At 48.9% G+C, this 25,697-nt stretch carries 23 protein-coding genes; 10 read left to right on the top strand and 13 right to left on the bottom strand.

Going from position 1 to position 25,697, the window contains the following annotated elements; genetic code table 11:
* Positions 1 to 288: 288 nt before the first annotated feature.
* Both pepT and LCM00_RS11645 read left to right on the top strand, forming a co-directional pair.
* Complete coding sequence (gene pepT, locus LCM00_RS11650) at positions 289 to 1,521, top strand: peptidase T (RefSeq protein WP_224901870.1); 1,233 nt, start codon at positions 289 to 291, stop codon at positions 1,519 to 1,521.
* Between the two features lie 191 nt (positions 1,522 to 1,712).
* Positions 1,713 to 3,233: a UDP-N-acetylmuramoyl-L-alanyl-D-glutamate--2,6-diaminopimelate ligase gene (locus LCM00_RS11645; protein WP_224901867.1), complete on the top strand. Its 1,521-nt coding sequence runs from the start codon at positions 1,713 to 1,715 to the stop codon at positions 3,231 to 3,233.
* Between the two features lie 96 nt (positions 3,234 to 3,329).
* Here the strand turns inward: LCM00_RS11645 and LCM00_RS11640 are convergent, their stop codons facing one another.
* Complete coding sequence (locus LCM00_RS11640; protein WP_224901864.1) at positions 3,330 to 5,114, bottom strand: S9 family peptidase; 1,785 nt, start codon at positions 5,112 to 5,114, stop codon at positions 3,330 to 3,332.
* A gap of 157 nt (positions 5,115 to 5,271) precedes the next feature.
* Between LCM00_RS11640 and LCM00_RS11635 the strand changes: the two genes are divergently transcribed.
* Entirely contained in the window at positions 5,272 to 6,171 is a 900-nt protein-coding gene (locus tag LCM00_RS11635) for a PhzF family phenazine biosynthesis protein (protein WP_224901861.1), read from the top strand.
* Between the two features lie 13 nt (positions 6,172 to 6,184).
* Here the strand turns inward: LCM00_RS11635 and LCM00_RS11630 are convergent, their stop codons facing one another.
* From LCM00_RS11630 to LCM00_RS11595, 8 genes are all read right to left on the bottom strand, one after another.
* Positions 6,185 to 7,174: a glycosyltransferase family 2 protein gene (locus LCM00_RS11630; RefSeq protein ID WP_224901858.1), complete on the bottom strand. Its 990-nt coding sequence runs from the start codon at positions 7,172 to 7,174 to the stop codon at positions 6,185 to 6,187.
* Positions 7,175 to 7,298: 124 nt separating this feature from the next.
* Positions 7,299 to 7,490, bottom strand: coding sequence for a hypothetical protein (locus LCM00_RS11625; protein ID WP_224901855.1), 192 nt, complete (start codon positions 7,488 to 7,490; stop codon positions 7,299 to 7,301).
* Positions 7,491 to 7,567: 77 nt separating this feature from the next.
* Positions 7,568 to 8,587 carry a galactose/methyl galactoside ABC transporter permease MglC gene (gene mglC / locus LCM00_RS11620; RefSeq protein WP_224901852.1) on the bottom strand — a complete coding sequence of 340 codons (1,020 nt, stop codon included), beginning with the start codon at positions 8,585 to 8,587 and terminating at the stop codon, positions 7,568 to 7,570.
* 12 nt (positions 8,588 to 8,599) lie between these two features.
* Entirely contained in the window at positions 8,600 to 10,102 is a 1,503-nt protein-coding gene (gene mglA / locus LCM00_RS11615) for a galactose/methyl galactoside ABC transporter ATP-binding protein MglA (protein WP_224901849.1), read from the bottom strand.
* Between the two features lie 172 nt (positions 10,103 to 10,274).
* Positions 10,275 to 11,336, bottom strand: coding sequence for a galactose/glucose ABC transporter substrate-binding protein MglB (gene mglB, locus LCM00_RS11610; protein WP_224901844.1), 1,062 nt, complete (start codon positions 11,334 to 11,336; stop codon positions 10,275 to 10,277).
* 405 nt (positions 11,337 to 11,741) lie between these two features.
* On the bottom strand, positions 11,742 to 13,319 hold the full coding sequence (locus LCM00_RS11605) for a response regulator (RefSeq protein ID WP_224901842.1): 1,578 nt from the start codon (positions 13,317 to 13,319) through the stop codon (positions 11,742 to 11,744).
* Entirely contained in the window at positions 13,297 to 14,769 is a 1,473-nt protein-coding gene (locus LCM00_RS11600) for a sensor histidine kinase (protein ID WP_224901840.1), read from the bottom strand. Before LCM00_RS11600 ends, LCM00_RS11605 begins: the two co-directional genes overlap by 23 nt.
* Position 14,770: 1 nt before the next feature.
* Complete coding sequence (locus LCM00_RS11595) at positions 14,771 to 15,769, bottom strand: sugar-binding protein (RefSeq protein WP_224901838.1); 999 nt, start codon at positions 15,767 to 15,769, stop codon at positions 14,771 to 14,773.
* A gap of 211 nt (positions 15,770 to 15,980) precedes the next feature.
* Between LCM00_RS11595 and LCM00_RS11590 the strand changes: the two genes are divergently transcribed.
* Positions 15,981 to 16,871 (top strand): helix-turn-helix domain-containing protein, encoded by an 891-nt coding sequence (locus LCM00_RS11590; protein WP_224901835.1) that lies wholly within the window; start codon positions 15,981 to 15,983, stop codon positions 16,869 to 16,871.
* A 12-nt stretch (positions 16,872 to 16,883) separates the two neighbouring features.
* Complete coding sequence (locus LCM00_RS11585; protein ID WP_224901833.1) at positions 16,884 to 17,261, top strand: VOC family protein; 378 nt, start codon at positions 16,884 to 16,886, stop codon at positions 17,259 to 17,261.
* A gap of 29 nt (positions 17,262 to 17,290) precedes the next feature.
* Here the strand turns inward: LCM00_RS11585 and LCM00_RS11580 are convergent, their stop codons facing one another.
* Both LCM00_RS11580 and LCM00_RS11575 read right to left on the bottom strand, forming a co-directional pair.
* Complete coding sequence (locus LCM00_RS11580; RefSeq protein WP_224901829.1) at positions 17,291 to 18,286, bottom strand: HAAS signaling domain-containing protein; 996 nt, start codon at positions 18,284 to 18,286, stop codon at positions 17,291 to 17,293.
* Complete coding sequence (locus tag LCM00_RS11575; protein ID WP_224901825.1) at positions 18,273 to 18,620, bottom strand: PadR family transcriptional regulator; 348 nt, start codon at positions 18,618 to 18,620, stop codon at positions 18,273 to 18,275. The genes LCM00_RS11580 and LCM00_RS11575 overlap by 14 nt, the downstream gene beginning before the upstream one ends.
* A gap of 202 nt (positions 18,621 to 18,822) precedes the next feature.
* Here LCM00_RS11575 and LCM00_RS11570 point away from each other — a divergent pair, with 202 nt between their 5' ends.
* From LCM00_RS11570 to LCM00_RS11560, 3 genes are all read left to right on the top strand, one after another.
* Complete coding sequence (locus LCM00_RS11570; RefSeq protein WP_224901822.1) at positions 18,823 to 19,662, top strand: DegV family protein; 840 nt, start codon at positions 18,823 to 18,825, stop codon at positions 19,660 to 19,662.
* Between the two features lie 26 nt (positions 19,663 to 19,688).
* On the top strand, positions 19,689 to 20,597 hold the full coding sequence (locus LCM00_RS11565) for a Gfo/Idh/MocA family protein (RefSeq protein WP_224901819.1): 909 nt from the start codon (positions 19,689 to 19,691) through the stop codon (positions 20,595 to 20,597).
* A 189-nt stretch (positions 20,598 to 20,786) separates the two neighbouring features.
* The gene (locus LCM00_RS11560; protein WP_224901816.1) at positions 20,787 to 21,239 is read left to right on the top strand and encodes a DUF305 domain-containing protein; all 453 of its coding nucleotides are present in this window, start codon (positions 20,787 to 20,789) and stop codon (positions 21,237 to 21,239) included.
* A gap of 46 nt (positions 21,240 to 21,285) precedes the next feature.
* Here LCM00_RS11560 and LCM00_RS11555 read toward each other — a convergent pair whose 3' ends face one another.
* Both LCM00_RS11555 and LCM00_RS11550 read right to left on the bottom strand, forming a co-directional pair.
* A complete protein-coding gene (locus tag LCM00_RS11555; RefSeq protein WP_224901812.1) occupies positions 21,286 to 22,353 on the bottom strand; it encodes a DUF4179 domain-containing protein in 1,068 nt (355 codons plus the stop codon).
* Complete coding sequence (locus tag LCM00_RS11550; RefSeq protein ID WP_224901809.1) at positions 22,350 to 22,919, bottom strand: sigma-70 family RNA polymerase sigma factor; 570 nt, start codon at positions 22,917 to 22,919, stop codon at positions 22,350 to 22,352. Before LCM00_RS11550 ends, LCM00_RS11555 begins: the two co-directional genes overlap by 4 nt.
* Before the next feature lie 394 nt (positions 22,920 to 23,313).
* Between LCM00_RS11550 and LCM00_RS11545 the strand changes: the two genes are divergently transcribed.
* Both LCM00_RS11545 and LCM00_RS11540 read left to right on the top strand, forming a co-directional pair.
* Complete coding sequence (locus LCM00_RS11545; RefSeq protein WP_224901806.1) at positions 23,314 to 24,633, top strand: MFS transporter; 1,320 nt, start codon at positions 23,314 to 23,316, stop codon at positions 24,631 to 24,633.
* A gap of 58 nt (positions 24,634 to 24,691) precedes the next feature.
* Positions 24,692 to 25,681, top strand: coding sequence for an ornithine cyclodeaminase family protein (locus tag LCM00_RS11540; RefSeq protein ID WP_224901803.1), 990 nt, complete (start codon positions 24,692 to 24,694; stop codon positions 25,679 to 25,681).
* The last annotated feature ends 16 nt before the right edge of the window (positions 25,682 to 25,697 follow it).

The raw sequence follows: 25,697 nt of genomic DNA, 5'->3' as shown, positions 1-25,697 counted from the left end.
CGCGGGGCGGCGCTGAGCTTCCTCGTCGCTGTCGCTCCTGCGGGATCTCAGCTTTGCCGCTGCAATCCCACAGGAGTCTACGTGCCTTGCACTCCAATCAACAGGGCTTATAAACTTTTTTTACCAGCTCCATTAATATGGCCAAAAACAGGTTTGTGACAAGTCAGCCAATTCAATCCCCATTTTTCAAAAAAAACATGGCACAAAAGTTCTGCTTTTGTGCCTTTTTTTATTCGCTTCCCGAAACAAAAATGATATGATGAAAGAAAAAAGCTTGGAGTGATTCTGATGAAAAAAGACCTGATTGAACGCCTGGTTTCGTATGCAAAAATGGACACACAGTCAGACGATAACAGCACAACCTGCCCTTCCACCCCTGGACAGCTGGACCTTGGCAAGAAGCTTGTAGACGAGCTCAAAGCCATTGGCATGGAGGATGCAGCAATGGACGACAACGGCTATGTCATGGCCACTCTCCCTTCCAATACAGAAAAGCAGGTTCCTGTCATCGGCTTCCTTGCCCATGTGGATACAGCTACCGACTTTACCGGCAAAAACGTCAACCCGCAGATTACCGAAAATTATGATGGCGGGGATATTGTCCTGAACGATTCTTTACATATTGTGCTTTCACCGAAGGATTTTCCAAGCCTGGAGCAGTATAAGGGCCATACACTGATTACAACTGATGGCACTACCCTTCTCGGGGCTGACAATAAGGCAGGAATCGCTGAGATCATGACGGCGATGGAATACCTCATCAAGCACCCGGAAATCAAGCATGGAGCGATAAGGGTCGCTTTTACACCAGATGAGGAAATCGGCAGAGGCCCGCACAAATTTGATGTGGAAGCCTTCAATGCCACCTATGCATACACAATGGACGGAGGGCCGCTCGGTGAACTTCAGTATGAAAGCTTCAGTGCAGCGGGAGCCAAGATCACCGTTAACGGCACCAATATCCATCCTGGCTCTGCCAAAGGAAAAATGGTCAATAGCATCAAAATTGCGATGGAGCTGCAAAACAGCCTGCCGCAGGAACAGGCACCTGAACTGACTGAAGGCTATGAAGGCTTCTTCCACCTCGGCTCATTCAAAGGAGACGTGGAAAAGACAGAGATGAGCTATATTATCCGTGATTTTGACCGTACGGAATTTGAACATAAAAAAGACCTGCTTCAAAAAGCTGTTGCCACACTGCAGGAGAAATACGGAAAAGAGCGCATCCAGCTTGAGCTTAAGGACCAGTACTATAACATGAAAGAGAAAATCGAGCCTGTCATCGAGATTGTCGACATTGCCGGAGAGGCAATGAAAAAGCTTGATATCGAGCCGCAAATCCTTCCGATCAGGGGCGGCACGGACGGCTCCCAGCTTTCCTATATGGGGCTTCCGACGCCGAATATTTTCACAGGCGGCGAAAACTACCACGGGAAATATGAATATATTTCAGTTGATAATATGGAAAAAGCAGCGAATGTCATCATAGAAATCGCAAAGCTATTTGAAGAGAAAGCATAATGTCAGGGGCGGAGATTTAATCTTCGCCTTTTTTTCTGCCTCCAATATCCTGAATTACCGGAGCACATTCATAAGGTACATTTTTTCAATTGAATGTGTAAATACTTTTAGTATGGGTATAGGTATATGGCGCATTGTCGAAAAATGTGCCAATTCAGGCTTTTATTACAGGGGGTTTAGATAGCATCACTATGGACATCTACTTTGAGCAATATGGTCAGCTGAACATCAGGCAGAGATGGGGCAGCCCCAGCCAAAAAATAAATAGCATCACATATGATTCCCGCAATGCAGGCCCTCAATCGGTCTTTGTCTGCATGGGCGGCGAAAATCATGACGGCCATACATTCCTGGAAGAAGCCATTGCAAAGGGCGCAGCTGTCCTTGCAGGCGAGAATGCTGCCATTCTAGAGGAATTCAGCGAAAAATTCCCGCAGCTTACCTTTCTCCAAACGGAAGATGCACGGGCTTTCCTTGCCCAATTATCGATTATATTCCATGGAAGGATCCATGAAAAAATACATACTGTCGGCATTACCGGCACTAACGGCAAAACGACTGTTGCGGCTTTTGTGAAATCACTGATGACGGCACTCGGCATCCCCTCCGGTTCGATTGGCACCAACGGGGTGCTCTCGTCCAAGGGCCCGGTCAGCTTTGTCCAGTCCACACCGACTACTCCTGAGGCGAGCGATCTGCATGCCATTTTTGCTGATTTCGCCAAGCGCGGAGACCAGCTCGCCGCCATGGAGGTCTCTTCCGTTGCCATTGAGCAGCAGCGGACCGCCGGCATTAACTTTGATGTGGCCATTCATACGAATCTGTCGCCAGAGCATCTTGAATTCCATAAAACCTTTGAGAATTATAAGCAGGCAAAGCTGAAGCTGTTCCGCCAGGCGAAGCGGGCCGTCGTAAATCTTGATGACGAAGGGATGGGCGCTGACATCATTAAGGACTTCCAGGGCAGCCTTCTCACCTACAGCCTGAAAAAGGATTCTGCTGCCGATGTAAAGGCTTCCAACATCAGAGTGACAAATGATGGGACAAGCTTTGAATTGAAGCTTGGGAATGATTCTTATATTGTCCGGACGCCTGTGTTTGGCAGCTATAATGTGGCAAACCTCCTATCAGCCATCTGTACGGCCATGCACCTTGGCTTTACGATCGGACAGATCATTGAGGCCCTCCCGCGCGTAGAGAATCCGTCAGGGCGCTTTGAAGTGCTGAAGGAATTCGGCCGGAGGAAGATTATCATTGACTACGCACATACGCCGGTCGCCCTCAAAAGTCTGCTGAAGGAAGCGAAAAAGCTGCCGCATAAGCGACTTATTGTGATGATTACAGGAATCGGGATCAGGGATAAAGAAAAAATGCCGCAAATGGCAAAGGCTGTTGAGAACCAGGCAGACCAGGTAATCGTATCGGTCGACCATCCCGGCTTCCTCGACCCCTGGGAAGTGGTCGGCCACGTGATGAAAGGCTTTTCCAAGCCCCATGCCGGGAATATCCTGCAGGAGCCGACTCGGAGGGACGGCGTCCTTGCAGCATTATCTGTCAGCGATGAAGATGATTTAATCCTTCTCACAAGCGGCTGCATCAATGGAGCCCAGATTGTAAAAGGCGAGAAAATACCTCATTCGGACAAGGAGATTATCCAGGAATTCTTCCGGAACTTTGAAGAGAGTGAAGAGCTTGAACGCTTTGAAGCGTGAGGACAGGCAGGCCGTGGGCTTGCCTGTTTTCTTTTGGGTTGGCGGCAGCAAAAAAGCCGGAAAGCGCACACACAGTGTGTACTTTCCGGCAAAGCCTTATTGAATAAAACCGTCAAAGAACTCCAGAACTTTGCGGTAGACTTTAATTTCATTGTCTTTTTTCGAAAAGCCGTGGCCTTCGTCGTCGAGGACCATGTATTCAACTTCCCTCCCCTTCTCCTGAAGCGCAGCTACGATCTTGTCGGATTCCGCTTTGACAACACGCGGGTCTTTAGCTCCCTGGATGACGAGCATCGGCTTTGTCATTGTATCAAGATAGGTGATCGGCGAGTACTCGATCAGCTTTTCCTTGTCTTTGACCGGATCGCCGACCCATTGGTTCATGACAGGCTTCCAGTGCTCAGGAACCGATTCGATGAAGCTGAACAGGTCGCTCGGACCGAAGATATCCACAACAGCTTTAAAATACTCAGGATGCCTGCCGTGCAGGAGCAGGGCCATATAACCGCCGTAGCTTCCTCCCATCAGCAGGAGCTTCTCCCGCTCTGCATAGCCGTTCTTGATGAGCCATTCAAGCCCTTCAACATTATCCAGGCGCGGGCCATAGCCCCAGTCGCCTTCGACCATTTTCATATAAGAGAGCCCGTAGCCCGAGGAGCCCCTGAAATTCGGTGCAAAGATGCTGTAGCCCCTGTGGACAAGGAACTGGAACAGAGAGCGGAAAGAAGCCCTTTCTGCTGCCTGAGGCCCGCCGTGCGGCCAGAGGATGACATGTCCGTTGCTGTTTTCCTCCTTGGCCCTGAAGAAGAGCGCCTCGATCTCAAGTCCGTCGTACGATGGATAGTGCAGGATTTCAGGTTCTGCCATTTCCTCTTCACTGACGCCAGGCACACGATTATTGGTCAGCTGTGTCCATTTGCCCTTTTCATATTTATAAAGATTAGGAGGAGTGACTGCAGACCTGCCTAGCAGATAAAGGTTTCCGGACTCTGCCACTGACAGCCCGTCGATGGTGCTCGCAGGGAGCTCCAGCTGCTCTGCCTTGCCTTCCTCAAGCCCGTAGCGGAAGAGATGGTCCTCTGCTCCTTTTTGGCTGCTGATATACAGGGCGCGGGCTTTTTTATCAAATTTCAGCCCTGAAAAGTCTTCCCCATCAAGCGAAAGCACTTTTGTGAATTCGTTCGTTTCCAGACTGAATTTAGCTAAATAAGATAAGTCTTCTTTATAGTTGGTTACAAGATAGATATCGTTTTCCGAAGTAAAGACAGCATCAGTGACTGTATGCTGCGGCTCTGCCTCAGGCGTCAGCAGAACCTCTTTCTCGCCATCCCAGGCATAGGCAAGCGAGTATGTATTCGCGAACATCCTGCCAAAGACAAAGCGCTTCTCATCAGGGCTTTTGGCTGTCAGGAAGGTGGCCGCATCCCGGCCGTGAAGCAGGACCTTTTCTTCTCCCGTCTCCATATTATAGGCGTACGCCTTCAAAAAGGTGGCATCTTCCTTGCTGGACGTATAATAAAGTGTCTTTCCATCCTTAGAGGCGATCAGTCCCATATGCCGGGCATTTTCGTGTGTGCGGATAGGCTTTAATTCGCCGCCATTCCTCGGCAGAGCATAGACCTGGCCGTTTTCGTCGCCGTCCGAGTCGATGACAGCAAGCAGGAAGCGCCCTTCCTTATCATATTCTATCTCCTGGCAGCTTTGGTTCTGGAAGCTTAATGGATAAGGAAACTGGTTTGGCAGATCCATCGCCCATAGATTGTATTTCCCGTTCAGGTTTGTGCTGAACACCAGCTGCGATTCATCCGGGCTTACAGCAAATGTCTGGATCCCAAAGGTCTGGAAAAAATACTCAACATCCGGTTTGGAAAAAGACAGCATTTTAGTTTTCCCCCTTCTTCTCTGTTTTCACTAGATTCGGCAGTGATTCTGTATAATAGATTTGCCGGCATCTCTATCCTATTCGGGAAGAAAGGCCGGAATCCCTATCTTTTTGCAAGAATTTTCTTGAAAATAGGAAAAGAAGGAGGAGTTTTTGTTGAAAAATATCAAATTTTATCAGGTGGATGCCTTTACTGATCAGGCATTTGGCGGCAATCCTGCCGGTGTGGTCCCGGAAGCCGCAATCCTGGAGGAAGAAGAGATGCAGCTGGCAGCTCGTGAATTCAATCTGTCTGAAACTGCTTTTCTATCTCCTTCAGGCAGCGAAAATGCCGATTTCAGGGTCCGCTATTTTACGCCTTCCTGCGAGATCGATTTCTGCGGCCATGCGACCTTGAGCGCCGCCTGGATCATGGCGTCCGAATCAGATTGGCTCAAGCACAGCAGGGAAATCCGTTTTGAGACCAATATTGGCATCGTGCCGGTTACTTTTCAGACAGACGGAGGAAAGCTCCTTTCTGCAGAAATGACTCAAATATCACCGGAAGTAAAAGAAATAGAATATGTCCTGGAAGACCTGTGCAGGATGATCGGCGTTTCTTCTGCCGACATTGACGAGCGTTATCCTGTCAGGCTGGGGTATACAGGGAACTGGCATCTGCTTGTCCCCTTGAAGACCCGTGAAGCAATCGATCAGGCAGCACCACAGTTCGATCTGGTGGAGGAGCATAACCGCCGGCTGGGGATCAGCACGACGCATTTGTTTACTTTTGATGCTAAGGGCATGGAATATGACATCTATACAAGGGATTTTGCTCCTGCTGCGGGCATCAGGGAAGATCCTGTCACAGGCTCCGCGAATGGCGCCCTCATTGGATATTTAATGCTCGAGCGTATTCTTGAACGTGGAAGAAGCCATAAGCTGGTCATAGGCCAGGGGCATGCAGCCGGCAGGCCGGGACTGCTTGAAGCGGGCGTCAGCTCCGATGGGGAGAATATCCGGATTACAGTTGGCGGAAGGGCAGTAACGGTAATCTCCGGGATGCTGGCCTTTTAAGCATCCCTCCACCCTAAGCCTGGACTGACTCCAGGCCGGAGAGCGCCTTCAGCCTCTCCAGATCCCCTCGCTTCACTAGGAAAAGGAAGGCCCTCATGTTGAGCGGCAGAAGCTTTTCTGTTTTCTCGTCTACCCAGCTGTATAAAAATTGGTTCAGTTCACTGAGCCAGCGGACCTTTTCATCGAGGCCCATTTGAGAGCCGGCAAACAGGATGCTTCTTCCGGTTGTCAGCTCTTTCTTTAAATATTTTGCTTTTAACAGATTCCGTTTCTCTTCATTCTCGGCATAGCGGTGGATGACCTTCACAGATTCTTCAAGCGTTTTATAATAGTCCCGCGGCTGGACCTGGATGACGCTCGCATGCTGCTTATCTTTATGATTGACCACATAATAGCAAGGATAATCCGCTACGATTGAAATGCCGCGTGCCAGGACATAGGCCTTTACCATGAATGGCTGGTCCTCTGCTGTGCAGATCCCTACCGGGAAGGTGATATCATGATCAAGCAGAAAGCGGCGGCGGAACATTTTTGTAGGGCCGATCGCTTCGAGCACATTTGATTCATACACATTGGTGAACGGCTCATTCGCTGCAAACATCGACTTGGCCACCCATCGCCCATTCACTCCTGTGAATTTTCCTACAATAATGTCAGAATGGTTGTCATTCCCCATCTTGTACATCCGCTCCAACGCCTCCGGACCCAGATAATCATCCGCATCCACGAAAAAGATAAACTCTCCGCGGGCTTGTTTCATAATTGTATTGCGCGGGGCGCCCGGCCCTCCTGTATTTTTCTGATGGATGACAGTAATATTCGGATGGGAGCTTGCGTAGCTGTCCAGCACTTGTCCGGAACTGTCGGTCGACCCGTCATTCACCATGATGATTTCAATGCTCTCCTGTTCCATCGACTGATTCAGGATCGAATCCAGGCAGATGCTGATATGATTGGCAGAGTTATAGACCGGAATCCCGACAGTTACTTTGATTTGGCTCATGAGGCCCTCCCCCTTTACTATATATGTATAGTTTTTTTACATCTTTTCCCTCCACTGCCCGTCCATCAAACCGGAAGATGATGGAAAAAGTCCTTGCCTTTTTAAAATGGACAAAAAAAAAGACCTACCTTTTAGGCAGGTCCAAAGCTTGATAGGCGGTCTGATATTTCCCTCCGTCTGCAACCTCTGCGTGGTACAAGGCTTTTAGAGCGAAGTTCTTTTCAAGCATATGCTCTTTTTCGAGCTCTTTTAAACGCAGCTGCAGTTCTTTGTTCTGCTTAACCAGCTGCTTCATTTGTGATTTGAGGAATTTCATGGTCTGAGCTCCTTTTGCCGGATATGTCTGGCAAGTATAGCACAGGATGATGGAAATGCGAAACACAGCCTGGATGGCTATTTTTTCTTCGCGTGCTTTCTCATATCAAAGGCGACCGCGACGATGATGATGGCGCCTTTTACAATGAATTGGATATATGGGCTGACGCCAAGGAAGGCGAGTCCGTAGTTGATGATCTGGAAAATCAGTACGCCGGTGATGACGCCCGGCACGGTGCCGATCCCGCCGGATAAAGATACCCCGCCGACAACACAGGCTGCGATGGCATCGAGTTCATACATATTTCCTGTATTATTCGTAGCACTTCCTACACGCCCGGCTTCAAGGGTGCCGGAGAAGCCGTAGAGAAGGCCTGCGATCAGATAGATCAGGATGATATTCCTTGCCACGTTGACGCCTGAAACCTTTGCTGCCTCAGGATTTCCGCCGATTGCGTACATATTTTTCCCAAGCTGGGTCTTGTTCCAGATCACCCAGATGATGATGGAAACAACAGCCGCATAAATGACAAGGTATGGCAGTTCATACTGGCCGATCGGGATTCCCCTCTGGGCGAATGTTGTGAAGCTCTGGCTCAGTCCGCCGATCGGCTGGGCGCCGTATGGCGGGCGGTCAAAGTAGATCGAAGTGACGCCGTAGACGCCGATCATCATGCCAAGGGTGGCAATGAACGGCGGTACATGGAACTTGGAAACGATGACACCATTGAGCGCCCCGAACAGGCCTGTGACCGCCATGGCAATCAGGATCGGTACGATGATCGGCAGCTCAGCAAGATTCGGATACATTTTATAAGCATAATCAGAAGCCTGCAGCATTGATGCTGACACAACAGCAGCGAGTCCGACAAGCCTTCCCGCTGACAGGTCTGTCCCGGCAGTGATCAGAATACCTGCTACCCCGAGGGCAATGATGATCCTGGATGAAGACTGGCTCAGGATATTGATAAAGTTCGTGATTGATAGAAAGTCAGGTGACGCAATGATGATCCCGATGACAAGCAGGACCAGTACGACATATATGACATTGTCGACGAGCCATTTGGCTGCATCGAATCTTTTTTCCGCTTTGTTCATGTGTGTTTCCTCCTAGTACATCGCAGCGAGCCGCATGATTTCTTCCTGCGAGGCTTCTGCAGTATCCAGTATCCCAGCCAGTTTCCCGTTGCTCATGACCATGATCCGGTCACTCACGCCCAGCAGCTCGGGCATTTCTGATGAGATGAAAATGATCCCCTTGCCTTCTGCCGCCAGTTCGCTGATCAGCTGGTATATTTCAAATTTGGCCCCGACATCGATTCCCCGCGTCGGTTCATCCAACAGCAGGATTTCAGGCCTTGTGAGGAGCCAGCGGCCGATAATGACCTTCTGCTGATTCCCTCCGGACAAGCTGCCGATGGATGTTTTCTGCGACGGTGTCCGGACATTCATGGAATCAATGACCCATTTCGTATCCTCTGCCACCTTGCCGTCTGAAAGGAAAATGCCTTTCCTGTATTTCTTCAGATTGGCAATGATAGAGTTGAAGCTGATGCTCAACTCCGGGAAGATGCCGGTAGATCTTCTTTCCTCTGTAACGAGTGCAAAGCCGTTCTTGATGGCATGCTGCGGGGAATGGTTGTGGACTTCCTTCCCGTGAAGCTCAACCTTTCCTGACTTCACGCCCCTCATGCCAAACAGTGCTTCCACCACCTCGGTCCGCTTTGAGCCGACCAGCCCTGCGATGCCAAGGATTTCTCCCTTTCTCAGTTCGAAGCCGATATCAGAGAAAGAATGCTTTGCCTCCGCTGTGAGGCCGGAAACCTTTAAAATAACCTCTCCCGGCTTGTTCACCTTTTCCGGGAACCGCTGTGACAAATCGCGTCCGACCATGAGGCGGATGATTTCATCTGTTGTCAGCTCCTCGGCGCTCTTTGTCGCGATATACTGTCCATCGCGCATGATCGTCACTTCATCGGATATCTGGAGGATTTCCTCCATTTTGTGGGATATATAGATAATGGCTACATTTTCACTTTGCAGCTTTTTGATGATCTTAAATAAATGATTTACTTCTTTTTCTGTCAGTGATGAGGTCGGTTCGTCCATGACGATGATTTTGGACTGGTAGGAAACCGCCTTGGCGATCTCAACCATCTGCATTTCTGAAACCGAGAGAGAGCTTACCTTGCTGGACGGATCGATGCGGATGTCCAGGCTTTTAAAAATGGCTGCCGTATCTTCATACATCTTTTTCTCATCAATGAAGATGCCTTTCTTCGGGTAGCGGCCAAGCCAGATATTATCCATGACATTCTGCTGGCGCACCTGGTTGAGCTCCTGGTGGACCATGGAGACCCCGCTTTCCAGCGCCTGCTTCGAACTGGCAAAAGCTACCTCCCGGCCTTCGAGGAGGATCTGTCCCTCGTCCATTGAATAGATGCCGAAAAGGCATTTCATCAAAGTTGATTTGCCTGCTCCATTTTCCCCCATCAGCGCATGCACTGTCCCTGCCCTTACCTTGAGGGAGACGTTGTTCAGGGCGATGACCCCGGGGAATCTTTTTGTTAGATTTTTCATTTCCAGCAGCACTGCTCCGTTTGTTTCCGGCATGAGTGCACCTCCTTGCTTGCCCTTCTGCATGTGCCGGCACTGCCTGTTATGGCTGTTTCATCCTGCCGGCTATTTTTTGGAAAACAATGAGAGACCCGCACAGCAAGCCCCCCATTGTTGGAAAAACTCTTTTTATCTATTATTCTGCTGCCATAAAATTGAGGCGCAGTTCTTACTTGTAAGCATTCTTGCCGACGTCGATATTATCTTTCGTCACTTCTACGTAAGGAACGCGGACGGCTTTGGCTTCGTCAAGCTCCCATTCTGTTCCGTCAAGCACGTCTTTGCCATTTGCAGCGTTGACTGCAAGCTGGACGGTCGCTTTCCCTTGGTTCTGTGCATCGTTCAGGACCGTTCCGACCATTTTGCCGTTTTCGATCATATCCAATGCTTCCGGAATAGCGTCGACGCCTACGACAGGCATGAATTTATCTCCGGAGAAATAGCCTGCTTTTTCAAGGGAAGCAATTGCCCCGAGTGCCATGCCGTCATTGTTGGCGATGACGAATTCAATCTGGTCGCTGTATTTTGCCAGCCAGGCATCCATTTTTTCGGTTGCCTTCGTTGCATCCCACATACCTGTATCCATTGCCAGTTCTTCTGTTTCAATGCCGATGCCCTTGACTGTGTCAATTGCATATTTGGTGCGGGCTTCGGCATCCGGGTGGCCCGGCTCGCCTTTCAGGAGCACATATTGGATTTTGCCGTCTCCATTTTTATCCCATGCCGCTTCATTCGCTTCCCACTGCTTGGCAATCAATTCACCCTGGATTACACCTGATTCGGAAGAAGTCGTTCCGACATAGTACGCTTTGTCATAACCATTCATGACCGCTGCATCCGGCTCTTTGTTGAAGAAGATAACCGGCAGGTCCTTTGCTTTTGCTTTATCAATAACGGTCTGTGCCGCTTTTGGATCAACCAGGTTGATGGCCAGAGACTTTGCTCCTTTGGCGATCAGTGTATCGACTTGTTCGATCTGCTTTGCCTGGTCGTTTTGGGAGTCATTGAGCATCAGGTTAGCCTGATCCTTTGCGGAATCCTCCATTGCGCGGCGCACATAGGACATGAAGTTATCATCAAATTTGTAGATGGTTGCCCCGACAGCCGGAAGGCCTTCCTCCTTGCCTGAATCCCCTGATCCGCCAGTCGAATCGCTGCTGCAGCCAGCAGCCAGCATGATGCTTGATGCAACCGTAAGTGATAAAAGCAAACCTTTTTTCTTTTTAGCCATTTTCCCAATCCCCTTTTGGTTTTAGTTTGTAAGCCCTTACAAATATAGTAGCAGGAGAGTAGGAGATTTATATTTGGAATAACTAGCATTAAATTGTGATTTTCTAGATTATTTTGTGAAAGCGCGTTCACCCATTAGAAATCTTGATTATATAGGAATTTTCAAAAAGGGAGTTCCTTGTCAAGGGGGAGTTGGTTTCCGTTCCAGGCACTTCGCTTTCCGCGGGGCGGAGTTGAGCCTCCTCGGAGCAAGCTCCTGTGGGGTCTCAACTCTTCCGCTATCTCCCGCAGGAGTCTACGTGCCTTCCACTCCAACCAACAGGTTTTTGAAACTTTTTTTGCGTTCCACTGTTGGAGAGAAACACTTTTCCCTTTTTATAAAAAAAGACCCCAAATTTGGAGTCCTTCAGCTTTCCTTGCGGTATTCGGTTGGCGAGAGGCCGGTGTGTTTTTTGAAGACGCGGCTGAAGTAGTTGGGATCTTTGTAGCCTATGCTGTAGCAGATTTCCTTCAGGCTGAGGGAGCCTTCCTTGAGGAAATGCTTTGCCTTCCTGATCCGGACGTCGGTGACGAAATCGATGAAGGTCATCCCGAAGCGGTCTTTGAACAGCTTGGAAAAATAGAACGGGCTCAAGTCTACATGTTCAGCAGCCGATTCGAGGGTAAGTGCCTCGGCATAATGGGCTTCGATATATTCCTTTGCTTTATAAAGCATATCTTTGGCATGGCTGTTCCGCCATGCCTGCACATCCCGGACTATGCGGAGAAGATGATTCTTTCCCTGCTCAAACAGGACCGCGCTGTCTTCAGAATCGCTGAGCTCGGGCACCTGCCTGTAGTCAATGCCGAGTTCATAAAGCATTCTCGATACCAGCACAAACAGCTCTTGAAGAGACCTGCGGATGTCCGCTGTTTCCTGTGCTTCCTCAGCATGGCTGACCATAAAGCGGTCAAAGGCAGACAGGACATGGTTCACATCTGCCTGGCGCAACGCTTCCAGCAGCTCTTTCTCTGCGTTATAGCCAGGCGGCAGGCTTCCTGCGGCCGTTTTCCCCTGCTTTTCCCCGAATAAGTAAGACCGTCCGGGCAGCTGCAAGAGCTTCCGAAGGGCCAGGACGCTTTCGTGATAGGATTTAGTAAGATCCTGCGCCTCCTCGTACGGGTGGCCAATTCCTGCCTTCAATTCCGCTTCTCCGAATTTCTTGGAGAATCTGGCAAGAAGAGCATCCAGAACAGTTTGGGACTTGGATTTGAAGTGCATTTTTTCAGTCGGTTTTTGGCAAAGGAATAACACAGGAACCTGATCGTCAACGAGAGGCCCGACCATGGCCTCCTGGTTTTCAGGCAGGCTGGAGAGTGTTTCTTTGAGCCAGCTGTACCACTCTTTTTTCCGGTCCTCAGCAGCTTCCCTGCCAGGCTTAGGCTGATAGCTGAACAGCATGATATAGCCGGAGAGGATTTCAGTGCCCAAAAGCCGGCTCCAGCTCTCAAAGGTGATGTCCTGCACCTGGTTCATCATGAGGGAAGCGACCCACTCTTTTTGGGCAATGGATACTGCTTTTTCAAGGTTTTCCTTAAGGCTCCGCTCTTCCTCCCTTTTCCTGCGCTCTTCCATGATTTCGCCGGCCGCGCTTTCAAAGGCTGCGGTGATATCTGCTTTTGAGCTCGGTTTCAGGATATACTGCTTTACCCCCTGCTGCATCACCTTCTTGGCATATTCGAAGGTATCAAAAGCAGATACCATGATGAATCGCGTTTCCGGCCTGATTTTCCTGATTTCCCGGACAGCCTCGATTCCGTCCACGCCCGGCATTTTAATATCCATAAATATAATATCCGGCTCATGCTCTACTGCCATTTCAATCGCGATCCGTCCATTGGCTGCTTCCCCTACCACCTCGGCATGATTGAATGAGCTGCGGATCATTTTGGCTACGGCCTTTCTCTCCAATACCTCATCATCAACGACCAGTACTTTGAGCAAGCTTTTCTCCCCCTTTTGCCCTGGCTGGGATCACCAGCCTGAAAGTTGTTCCCTTCCCAGGCGCTGATTCGATTTCCACGACATCCATTTTCTGATAAAACAGCTGCAGCCTCTTCATGACATTCCTGACCCCGATGCCTGTCGAGTGTCCGGTTGGCTGCTCCTTGGGCACAGTTTCCTCCAGCCCCTCTGCATAGGCCAGGAGCCTTCTTTTGGCTTGCGGGTCCATCCCGGGGCCGTTATCGCTGACTTCTACAAGAATCTCATCACTTCTGCGGTTGATGCCCAGGCGGATGACCCCATTTTCCTCATACTCTTCCACCCCGTGTATGAAGGCATTTTCTATTAATGGCTGCAGGGTCAGCCCCGGTATTTCGATGTCCAGGCAGTCTTCTTCAATGTCAGTGATAAAGCGGATGCGGTCTCCAAAGCGCGTCTGCTGGATATAAAAATACTCCTTTACCACCCTGACCTCCTCCCTGAGAGTCGAGGCTTTGTCCAGATCCCCCAGGTTGTAGCGAAGCAGCGCCCCAACAGATTCAATGAGGCGCGAGGTTTCCTCGGCATCCTCCAGATACGCCATTTTAGATATCGTATTCAGTGTATTGAATAGAAAATGCGGATTGATCTGGTTCTGGAGACTCCTGAGCTCCAGCTCCTTCAGCAGCTTATCCAATTCTGACTTCTGCTTGATTTCAATGACCAGTGTCCTTAGGTTTTCCCTCATCTGGTTGAAGGTATCTGTCAGCAGCTTCAGTTCATCCTTGGCCGCCACTTTGATTTCTTCGCCTTCCAGATTCCCTTTTGCAATCTGCCTCGCCGCCTCTGAAAGCTTGGAGATTGGCTTCGTAATCCCTCCTGATATCCAGAAGGCGAGCAGCGTGCTTAAAAAGAAGGCTGCGGCAAAGAGGGACAGGGAAAGCATCTTATAATAGTGATTCTGCTGCTCCATCTGCCTGTAGAAGGAACGGTAGTCGGTCAATTTATTGTTTAGCAGGGCAAGCGTATTTTCCTGGAGAAAACCGCCGATTTTAAGCACCTCATTCAGATGGCCCGAGTAGGTGTTGATTTCATCCCGCTGAAAGGCTTCCAGTGAGGCATCTGTTTCCTCCAGGAAGCTGTCGATCATGTTCTTATAGTTAACGAGCGTCAGATCATTAGTGCCCATAATTTCATAGAGCCTTTTCTGGTCATCCACAAGCTTTATTTTTTCCTGCTCATATTCAATCAGGTACGTATGGTCCTTATCTGTGATATAGGCCTTCAGCTTCTCTGTCACCAAATCGGTCCGCTGTGAGATATCGTTAAGAAGAAGGAATCTCTCAAAGCTGTTGTCATACTCTGTGACCAATTTTTCGCTTGCTTTATAGAAAAACAGGCCGACAGAAGTCAGAAGGGCGACGAGGACAATAAAATATAAGAGCAGCTTTGACCTTATGCGGAACAGCATATTAGTGGACCTCCCTGATTTGTTCCTGACTGCTGATCGGCAGGTCTGCTTTTCTCAGAATCTTTGTGTCGGTGTGGACAAGAGGCGGAACCTCCCTGCCTTCAAGCAGGTCTATCATCATCCGCACGGACTGATAGCCCATCTCGAACGGCTCCTGGACGACTGTTCCCTGGATGGTGCCATTCTTCATATAATCCAGGGTTTCAGGAAGCGTGTCGAATCCCATGATATAAATGTCCCCCTGCTTCTGCATCATTTCAACCACCTGGGCGATCCCGATGGCATCAAGGGCACTGGTTCCATAGAAAGCGGTTACATTTGGATGCTCTTTTAAAATCTGGTATGCCTTTTCGGCTGCCTTTACCCTGCTGATTTCCGACTCTTCCACATCAATGATCCGGATATTCTTTTCGCTTCCGACTGCAGCCTTGAAGCCGTTTACCCGCTGGATCTGGTGGTTTGCATAGAAATTGCCGGTGATGATGGCGACTTCAGCCTTTCCGTTCATATCCTTTACAAGCGCCCTTCCGGCCAGATAGCCGGCATAATAATTATCAGTGCCGATATAGGCTAGGCGTTCACTGTTGGCTGCATCTGTATCAATGGTGATAACAGGGGTTTTCTCGACCACTTTGTTGATAAGCGGCGTGAACTGCTCATCGCTAAGGCCCTGGGTGATGATGCCATCAACTTTAGAGGCAGCTGCCTTTTCAATGGTTTCCAGATGTTCATCAATGCTGGCCTGATTCGGACCGGCATATTCGAGGACAACACCCGCTTCCTCCGAAGCCTTCCTGGCCCCTTTTTCAACAAGCCTCCAGTACTCATTATCCAATTCCTCCGGCACAAGCACAAAGTGATAGCGGTAATCCTCAAGCTTGCCGGATTCCTGGGGAACATGATGGGCAATCACTTTATATCCATAGAAAACAGCCATGGTACAGCTGATGACAAAAAAGAAGCTTAGAGATGTATAGGCAAACACTGACCATTTGCTCATGGCAGACAACCCTCTTTTTTAATAATAGTAAATTGACAGGAACGATGACCAGGGCCAAAGTCTTGCTTTATTGAATAGAAATATTATAACGCCTCTTTTCAAAAGGTGGTATAATTTTCAGAATTTCATGCAGGATTTTAAGAATAATAGGCTCTAAAAAAGAGATAGAAGTTATAATAGAATTTATAGAAAATTTATCCGGAGAAGAAGAATGAATATTACCTCCAATTATGTGCTCCATGCCAGGAGCAATGAATTTTATTGGGAAGGCAGCGGCCAGCTTTCGGTCAAAACCTTCCGGAACGGCAATGCCCAGTATAAAAAAGGCCAGGGAACTTACGCTGTAGAAGAAGGCCGCTATCTGCTTTTGAATGAGGGAAATTATGCTCTTTCAATTGAGGAGGCAGAACCGGTCGAGTCGTTTTGTGTATTCTTCAGAAAAGGGTTCGCGGGGGAGGTGCTGCAATCGCTCACTGCCAGTCCTGTTAATCTTCTCAGCGACCCCTTCCGTCCTGCCTATGATGAAGGATTCTTCGAAAGGACATACCAGCCCGGATCCGGTCTTAGCGGTCAGCTTGCGAGGATGCAGGAAACACATTTGCTTTTGGAAGATCCAGCTGCCTATGAAGAGCAATTTTACCCGCTTATGCAGGAAATCCTCATAGAACAGTCAGTTGCAAAAAAGGAAGCATCAGCTATCGGAGCCGAGCGGCGTTCAACACGCGAGGAACTCTATAAACGCCTGATGACAGCCTATGAATATATAAGGGCCTGCTATGCAAGCCCGGTTTCTTTGGACGAGCTCTCAAAAATCGCCTGCCTATCGCCTAACCACCTGCTCCGCACCTATACCGGATTCTTCGGCAGGACGCCACATCAGCATCTGGCAGAGTTCCGGATCATAAAGGCGAAGGAGATGCTGGAAAAAGAGGAGTGGAGTATGACGGACATCAGCTTTGCAGTAGGTTACCAGACTTCTTCCTCCTTCAGTAAGATTTTCAGGCAAAAAACAGGCTTTTCCCCCCTCCAGTACCGGAAAAAGGTGAGATTGGACAAGAATGAGGCTGGTTTTTCAACTATGCTAGTGAAGAAGAATAGTTAAGGAGTGACAGAAATGCAGCAAATCCAGAAAATCAGCCAAATTGGCATCCCGGTCAAAAATATTGAAAGAGCAGTCCCGTTTTACCGGGATGTACTGGGCCTTCCCCTCTTATTCAGCATGGAGACAATGGCGTTCTTTGAGTGCGGCGGACAGCGCCTGATGCTGAGCCTGCCGGAAAAGGAAGAGTTTGCCCATCCAAGCTCAGTCCTTTATTTCCAGGTGGGGGATATCCGGCAGTCATACAGGGAGCTCGCTGAAAAAGGGGCAGGCTTTACAGGCGAGCCGCATATGGTGGCCAAAATGGGGGACACCGAGACATGGATGGCATTTTTTCAGGATACTGAAGGAAATACCCATGCCTTGACGAGCGATATTCCGGTACAGCTTTAAACCCGCCTTTTATGGCGGGCTTTTCTTTTTCATCGGATCCGGGATTTTCTGAAGGCGTGGTACACCTCTATCGCACCAAAAACGATGATAGAGACAATGCCGCCCCAGAGAACCCAGTGTTCGAGGCGGAGCGAAGCATGGAAGAGTTCATCCATATAATCTGTAAATTCCTTGTTCCAAACCGAAGCATTGCTGAAGACCAGGATAAAGGCTGCTAAGGATACAGCCTGTGAGCCAGCTGCCAGGATTGCCAGCCCCTTCGTCCACTGTCCCTTTATCCATTTAAACGAAATCAATACGAGCTCCAGAATGACGGCTGCTATTACAATTAGCCAATAGGACAGCAGGATATCCTGCTGGAATACCGGTATCCTGAACTCCAGTCCGGCACCGCCTTGTTCATACAGCCCGATGATCTTATCAGCGTTGAAATAGAGGGCGGCGAAAATAATGGTCATGATCAGGCTTGCGATCGGCTCATGCTTCGGAATCCTTTTTTCCCTGCTGATCTGAGGGACATTTTTAAGGTCATCAGGAGTCCATTTTTGCAGACTGTCTGTTACCGGCTCCTGATTATTTCCTTTGTCTGTCCGTTCGATGACGGCAAACACCAGTGTCAGCCAGAATAGCGTTTGGATGCCTGCACCGAGCATCCCCCAAATGCCAGTTCCAAAGACAGCGAGAATAATATCGAGCGCAGATTCGCCAGTGTGCCTGGCCATAATTTCAACAGCTGCATTTGCAAGGAATGCGATAACTGCAGCGATGGGCAGAATCAGCTTGATGAGATGCACATAAACGTCGAAATACCGCGGGCCGATCAGGTGCATGGGCCGGTCCATGTAATTCGCTGCCAGCCGTGCCGGGCTGCCCAGCTTTATGAGCACTTCTTTTATATCTTTCTCTTCAAAATCATCCGGAAGCATATCCTCGATTGTCGAACGCAGCTCCAGTCCAATATCCTCCCGCTTGCCTTCCGGAAGGCGGCGCACCACCTCCTGGATGTAAAGCTCAATCAGGTTCATCCTTTCCATCCCCTTTCAGCAGGCCGCGAAGGTCCTGTGTGCTCCGCTCCCACTCTTTTTTCAGCTCTTTGTAAACCTCTGTACCGTAATCACTCAGCACATAGTAGCGGCGCGGCCTGCTTTCGCTCGTATCCCAGCTGCTTGTGACAAGCTCCTGCTTTTCCAGTCTTCTCAGGAGCGGGTACAGGGTGCTCTGCTCAATCGCAATGCCGCCCGCTTCCAGCCTTTGCACCAGCGAATAGCCGTATTGGGGCGTATCCAGCTGGCTGAGCACCGCAAGCGTCAATGTCCCCCTCCTCAATTCCGTCATTAAACTGTTCAGCAATGAATCCATCAGCTTCACCTCATTGATCTCAAGTATTTCTGGGTTGTTTGCTATATGTCATACAGTATACTATATACTATGCGATATACACTATTGTTGATCACATAATATTTGATTTATTAAAAAATGAAGCACCTGCCCATACCTTTTTTGGCGGAATTGCTATAATCAGGGAGACAGCAGCAAATCATATAACCAACATAAAGGGGGCATGAAGCCAATGGTTCAGCTTATTACAGACAGCTCCGCCGATCTGCCCTTGGAGCTGATTGAAAAATACAGGATTAAAGTTGTCCCTCTATCGGTCCGGATCGGGGATTCCGAATATCAGGAGAGAATCACAATCACACCGGAGGAATTTTATGAAAAAATGTTCGCCTCTGATGAGCTGCCAAAAACCTCGCAGCCTTCGCCTTCAGACTTCGCCAATGTGTTTACGGAGCTGGCAAAGAACGGGGAGCCGATGCTCTGCTTCACGATCTCCTCAGGCTTGAGCGGGACGTATCAGTCTGCCTGCCTCGGGAAGGAAATATCCGGTGCGGACGTGACGGTGTTCGACACGCTTGGCGGGTCTCTTGGGCATGGAATCCAGATTATTAAAGCAGCTGAAATGGCGGCCGAAGGAAAGCCTCTTGAGGAAATCGCCGAGGGGCTTCAGCAGATCAGGGACCGGATGACGATCCTTATCCTGCTCGACACATTGGAGAATGTGGTTAAAGGCGGAAGGCTCGGCAAATTCCAGGGTTCCATCGCCAAGGTGCTGAATATCAAGATCATCCTGGAAGGAATCAAGGGGAATATTGAAATGCTGGAAAAGGTACGCGGCACTAAGCGGTTTTTTAAACGGTCTTTAGACCTTATCGGAGAGCGTTCGGCCGATTTTTCCAATACAGTCTTCGGGATTACCCATACAGGGAATATCGAAGATGCGGAGTATATAAAATCTGAGATTGAAAGCCGGTACCATCCGAAGGAAATCATCGTCAATTATATGGGTGCGACGATGGGCACCTATGCGGGCAAGGGCGGGATCATCATTTCATTTGTGTAAAATCAATAATGGAACGGAGTGAGCATATGAAAATTGGCATCATCGGCCTTGGGGACATTGCTAAAAAGGCTTATCTGCCTGTATTGTCGGAACAGGAAAATATTGAGCTTGTACTTTGTACGAGAAATGCGGAGACGCTCAATCAGCTTGCAGATAAGTACAGAATCAGGGAAACTGCCGGCACTGTTGAGGAGCTGATTGCTGCCGGGGCTGAAGCAGTCATTGTCAGCACGGCGACCGAGGCCCATTTTGACATAGCAGAAAAACTGCTTTTGCATGGCATCCATGTATACATAGACAAGCCGGTTTCCATGAACTTAGAAGAAACCGAAAAGATTGTCAGTCTGGCAAAAGAAAAAGGCAAAATTGCCATGGTCGGCTTCAACCGCCGCTTCATCCCCAGGGTTAGGGAGCTGAAGGAGCATGGCAGGGCAAGCCTGATCCTGATGCAGAAGAACCGCTTCTCCTCCCCTGACGCCGTGAGGAGATTTGTGGTGGAGGACTTCATCCATGTCGTTGACACCCTGCGCTTCCTCATGGATGAGCCGGTCAAGGAGGTTACTGTCCAGTCAAAAGGATCAGGCGGCAAGCTGGATCACCTCATCGTCCAGCTGATTGGGGAAAGCAGCACGGCGGTCGGCATTATGAACCGCAATGGCGGGGTTACTGAGGAGATCATCGAATACAGCACCGGCCAGGACAAATTTGTGGTCAATGCCCTTGTTGAAACGGTCCACTATCATGACAAAAGCATTCAGGTGACCAAATTCGGCGACTGGGAGCCCACGCTCTACAAACGCGGCTTCTACCAGCTGATCGGCCATTTTCTCGATGCTGTCCGGCAGAATAAAACCCCTGATCCTTCTATTGAAGACTCGCTCATTACCCACCAGATCTGCGAGCAGATAGTCAGGCAGATTAATCCGGAGGCTTGAGCAGGGTGAAGGGACAGGTTTTTTGGCCCAATCTTTGAAATGACAATGGAATAAAAGGAAAGCCGGAGACATCTGTTTCCGGCTTTTTGTGCTGGCCTGCAGTATAAGCCGCCTGGGGAATTTCTGGTTTGTTCCAGGCGCAGCAAGGGAACGAGCATTATAGATACTATATAGAAAGAGGGGTTTGCAATGAAGCATTACGGTAGATTCGGATTGATGATTGCCGTTTCGACGGTCATTATGTTCGGACTTATGTATTTGAATGTTTTTCAGCTCGATCATATTTTTTACAGCGAGACACGGGTGTATATGGCGCTGATCATGGGCTCGGCCATGGCCATTGTCATGCTTTTATTTATGTGGAATATGTATAAAAACAAGAAGCTGAACTATCTGATTTTAGCAGGGAGCGCTGTTGTGTTTGCTGTTTCCCTCTGGCTTGTCCGCAGCCAGGCTACCATTGAGGACACCGCGTGGATGAAAGCGATGATCCCTCACCACTCCATCGCCATCCTGACGAGTGAACGCGCCAGCATTTCGGATCCGAGGGTCAAGAAGCTCTCTGAAGATATCATTGAAGCGCAGCGCAGGGAAATTGAGGAGATGAAGAAGCTGATTGAGGATCTGGAGGAGAAGGAATGACGGAATGGAAAGGGCGGATCCAACTTCTTCTCCGCCCCTTTCCCCGCTATTTCTTTAAATCTACTGTGATGTCTTTCAATGTGAATGTTTTTTCACCAATATAAGAGCCATCTTCAGCAATGTCTTTATATAACCTTATCTGGGGGGTAATAATGAGCTTTGCTGCTTTCGGATTAAGTTCACCATATGTCTTGCTGAATCCATGGACCTCCTTCTCCTCATCTGACCAGCCGCCATACACTTCCCCGCTGTATATATTTCCTAATTCATCTTTTATTTCGAGATTCACATCTGCATTAGGCCAATTGCTTAAGGCTTCTTGGGATACCAGCTGACTATAATAGACGATGAATGACATAGGGGTCACGGTTATTTTATCAACCTCAACTTTAATTCCGCCTTGTTCGGAATACTGATCCACCATTTGTACGTTATTTTCTGTTGCTTTTAAATCCAGATTAAATTTCCAGTCTCCTTTAATTTCCTTCTGTTTATTTTTAGTCATGATACTCGGCATATGCAGCTCAACGCTGATACCCTTCTTTTCAATAAATTTATTGGTAGTGGCTGTCGTAATTCCTACATAATGGTTTTCATCTACTTTCGACAGCCTGGAAAAACCTGTCCAACCTTGTTCGCCTTTAATCAGCAGAAACGGCTGCACAAAAGGTTCCCTTTCCAGCTCATGTTCATCTCCTAAGTCATATTCACTTTCAATTGTGTAGGTAATGGCAACTGTTTTGCCATCAAAAACCGCATCATTCAGGGCAACTTCAATTCCGTGACTTTCTTTTGACAAAGCTATCTCAGTAGAATTTTCCTTATACTTATCATAAATTCCTGTTGTTCCTCCTTCTAAAAACCTGAAAATATCCCCAACCACTGGGATGTTCGCAGCGTATGCAGGGAAAGCCAGACCAATTGTGATAACAGACAAACCAGCCAATGCTGCAGCCGCAGCAGCATTTTTCCAGCTGAGTCCTTTACGTCTCCGCCTGATAGACTTTTTCAGGCTGCTTTTAATTTTCTGCCTTTCTGTTTCTGTCACTTCTATTTCAAAAAAGTCATTTTCATCTATATCAACATCATTTAATAATTCATAAAGGTCCTTCATACAATACTCCCTCTAATATTAAGATTCAGGGCTTTTTTTTGCAGTTTCTTCTTTCCCCGATAAAGGCGGTTATCTACGGAGGAATTTGTCAATCCCAGCTTGAGCGCTATCTCCTCAGTTTTTAAGCCCAGAAAGAACTTCATGATAAAAATATTGCGGTCAACCGGGTCGAGCAGATTGATTAACCTCATCAGCTCAGCCCTGTCCTCCATTAACAGAAGCTCATCCTCTGCTGAATTCCCTGTATTGGCATCCAGTAATTCAGCACTGTGCTCCATCTTTTTAATGGCCTTTCTGTAATAATCAATCGCTTTATATTTGGCAATGGCACAGATCCATCTTTTAAAATCAGCTGCTGAATCCCCTTGGAACTTTTTCGAATTATGCCAAACGGATAGAAATATGTCATTGATGCACTCTTCAGCCATGCCGCCGTTTTCCAGCGGCGACAGAACCTTTAGTGTGATGCCTTTTACTAGTGGCAAATACTGATCAACCGTGTATTCCAAAGCGTCTTCTTTCCGGGCCTGCAGCCGCATGATGAAGTTTCTTTCATTGGACTTCATGTACATTCTCCTTGCTAATTGTCTAAAATCATTTATACCTTATATAACGAAGGAAGTGGCTGAATCTCTCACATTTTTTAAAAAGATGGAATTCCTTTTAAAAAAACCGGTCCTCAAAAAACAGGCTCCTTCCGCATTGGAAAGGAGCCTGTTTGTTTGGCTGGTTTTATGATAGCGTGCTTTCTATATTAGCAGTTAAATTATTATTTCAGAAAATTTTTAATACAGTAACTTTTTCTCTTGTTTCTACCTGCCATAGATTATATCCTAGTCTGTATAGCAGTTTAACCTTTAAGTCCTGCCCGTTTTTTGACCTTTTTTATATCCTTACATAATAGGGCTGGACTTGCGGAGAATGCTTGAGAGTATAGCACTATCAGAAGGAGAGATGCCCATGGAGAAGAAGCTGGCGAATAAGGTATTGATTGCGAGTTTGATAGGAAGTTCGATCGAGTGGTTTGATTATTTTTTATACGGGACGGTGGCTGCGCTTGTTTTTAACCAGGTGATTTTCCACAGTGAGGATCCGGCGGTCGGCCTGCTGCTCGCGTATGCGTCATTTGCGCTCGCATTTTTCATCCGTCCGCTGGGCGGTGTGATTTTTGCCCATATCGGCGACAGGATCGGCAGGAAGAAAACGCTTGTCCTGACATTGTCGCTGATGGGGGGATCGACCGTTTTAATGGGTCTTTTGCCTACATATGCGTCCATTGGGGTGGCAGCGCCCATCCTTTTGATTATTCTGCGCCTGATCCAGGGCATCGGCCTTGGCGGCGAGTGGGGCGGAGCGCTCCTGCTTGCAGTCGAGTACGCTCCTAAAGAGAAGCGCGGCCTGTTCGGCAGCGTCCCGCAGATGGGCGTAACGATCGGGATGCTGCTCGGCACACTGGCATTATCCATCATGTCGCTGCTCCCGGAAGCGGCATTCATGTCATGGGGCTGGCGCGTCCCTTTCATTCTTAGCGCCCTGCTCGTCATTTTCGGGCTGTGGATCCGCAAGGGCATCGATGAGACGCCATCTTTCAAGAAAGCCCAGGAAAAAGGCGAAATTGCGAAGGTTCCGTTCCTCGAAACAATGCGCACCCATTGGAAGGAAGTGCTGATTGCAGTCGGCGCCAAGGTAGTCGAAACTGCGCCATTTTATATTTTTTCAACCTTCATTGTTTCCTATGCGACCACCCAGCTCGGCTTTTCGCGGACTGTGACGCTCAATGCGGTCACGATTGCCACGATCGTCACAACCATCCTGATTCCGATCATGGGCGGCCTCTCGGATAAGATTGGCCGAAAGAAGCTTTATGTCGGGGGCACAATCTTAATGATGCTCTATGCATTCCCCTATTTCTGGATGCTTCAGCAGGGGTCTGCCCTGATGCTGATTGTTGCCACAGTTCTCGGCCTGGGCATCATCTGGGCTCCGATTACGGCGGTGCTGGGGACCATGTTTTCTGAAATTTTTAAATCGAATGTCCGCTATACCGGCATTTCGCTGGGCTATCAGATTGGAGCTGCCCTTGCCGGGGGAACCGCGCCTCTGATTGCGACCGCCCTGCTCCAGGCATACGATAATTCCTATGTCCCGGTCGCTCTTTATATCATGCTGACTGCCTCCATCTCTCTGGTGGCCGTGGCAAGCATTAAGGACCGGAACAACCAGGACCTGGACACCGGCACCGTAATCACGGAAAGTACAAATACAAACGCTACGATTTAAAAAATGAAAAAGGAATTGCTCCGGCAGTTCCTTTTTTTCAGAAAGAGAGGAATTATGAATGCTTATTTTATCTGAAAAAGAAATACGGTCCTTTTATTCTATGAAAAATGCCCTCCAGGATATGAGGGATGGCCTGATCCGGCAAACGGAAGCTGAAATCCTCAATCCGCACCGGACAGTCCTCGATATCCCCGAGCATGAGGCATCTGCCCTGTATATGCCTTGCGCCATGCCATCGGCTGGAAAAACCGTTGTCAAAGCTGTCACCATTTTTCCGCACAACCCTTCCATCGGCAAAAAAACGACCCAGGGGGTGATTCTATTAAGTGATGCCAGGAATGGCGATCACCTTGCCCTTTTGAATGCCTCCTATCTGACGAGCCTGCGGACCGGGGCAATCAGCGGGGTGGCAACTGCGCATCTGGCGCGGGAGGATGCCCGCACGGCCGCCGTCATAGGCTGCGGAGCAATGGCTGAGGAACAGCTGCAGGCCGTCTTAGAGGTAAGGAAGATCTCGACCATCATCCTTTATAACCGCACGACGGAAAAGGCCCATCGTTTTGCCGGAAAAATTAAAGATCTCTGCCCGGACTTTGGCGGGACAGTCACAATCGCCGGCGAAGCTGACAGTGCCGCTGCCGAAGCGGATATCATTATCTGCGCCACCCGCTCTTCCACTCCCGTTTTTTCAGGGAAAGCTCTTAAGCCTGGCACTCATATCAACGGTGTCGGCTCTTATCAGCCTCATATGCAGGAGGTGGATGAAGAGACAATTCTTAAATCCTCCAAAATTGTCGCTGATACGCTTGAAGGTGTGAAGGAAGAGGCCGGTGACTTGATCATCCCGGCAAATTCAGGGGTCTGGAGCTTTGACAGGCTGCATGGGGAACTTGGAGAACTGGCGGCCGGAAAGATTCCGGGCCGGGAAAATGACCAGGAAATCACCTTTTTCAAATCGGTCGGCACAGCTTACTTCGACCTGGCCATCGCCAGCGCCGTCTACCAGAAAGCACTCGAACTCGGGGCAGGCACCGAAGTGGAAGTATAGCAAAGGGAGGGACAGG

This window comes from Bacillus infantis (assembly GCF_020171945.1).
Classification (GTDB): domain Bacteria; phylum Bacillota; class Bacilli; order Bacillales; family Cytobacillaceae; genus Bacillus_AB; species Bacillus_AB infantis_A.
The sequence above is the reverse complement of the archived record's forward strand: the minus strand, read 5'-3'. Positions and strand labels throughout refer to the sequence as shown.